This is a genomic window from Faecalibacterium sp. An122 (assembly GCF_002160895.1).
Classification (GTDB): domain Bacteria; phylum Bacillota; class Clostridia; order Oscillospirales; family Ruminococcaceae; genus Faecalibacterium.
In genome coordinates this window covers 1-845 of the sequence record NZ_NFLL01000074.1, presented here as the reverse complement: position 1 = coordinate 845, position 845 = coordinate 1, and the positions used below count along the sequence as shown (strand labels likewise).

At 58.1% G+C, this 845-nt stretch carries 1 protein-coding gene; it reads right to left on the bottom strand.

Annotated elements, in window-relative coordinates; all coding sequences use genetic code 11:
- Positions 1 to 83: 83 nt before the first annotated feature.
- Positions 84 to 845: AAA family ATPase (locus B5E67_RS15300; protein ID WP_158098912.1), on the bottom strand; the 762-nt coding region annotated here is incomplete at its 5' end.

Here is an 845-nt window from a genome sequence, read left to right as displayed (position 1 = left end):
ACATGGGGCGGTGGTTGAGGGTTGAAGTGGCGAAGTGGCAAAGTGGCAAGGTATCTGGGTTTTGCCACTTGGATTTTGCCACTTCATTTTTTGAGGGCGTGATACCATGCCGCGCCGATACGCTTTGAGGTAATGCGCCCGTCAAGGTTTTTCTTTGCCGCCCGGACGGTACGGGCAGAAATCCCGGCTTCGGCTGCGGCCTTATCAATGTCCTCGCTGGCAAGTTCTTTCCCGTCTGCGAGTAAGTCAAGTATCAGTTTCTCGGCTTGCTCGGTCTTGGTGGCGGTGTTCCCGCCCGCGCCGGATAGCAGCTCGTCGGCGGTTATGTCGTATTCGCCTATCCATGAAAAGCCTGTTTCCGGGTCAAGGCAAAAAGCAACGGGCTTGCCCTCCGGCGCAAGGGAAGATTTGTCATGGACGATAACGCGCACATTTGGCTCCCGCTTCACGCGCCCGATCAGCAGGACGCTCCTTGCTGCGGCGCGGAAGTCAATAGAACCTAATCCCCGGTATGCGCTCTGCCCTCCGGCGGCTTTGTTCAAGTGTCCGATAAGGATAACGGCGCACCCGGTACGCTCGGCAACATCGGCAAGGCGGCGGAACATGGGGCGCACTTCGTTTGCCCGGTTCATGTCGGTCTTTTCGCCCATGTACGCCTGTATGGGGTCAAGGATAATCAGCCGCGCCCCGTTCTGCGTGATTGCCTTTTCTATGCGCTCGTCGGACAGGGTAAGCTCCCGCTTGGCTTCATCAATCACAAGCACGCGGTCAAGGTCGGCTTCGGCTTCTATCAAGCGGGGCTTGACGGTATCGCCCAGCCCGTCCTCGGCGGTCTGGTAAATCAC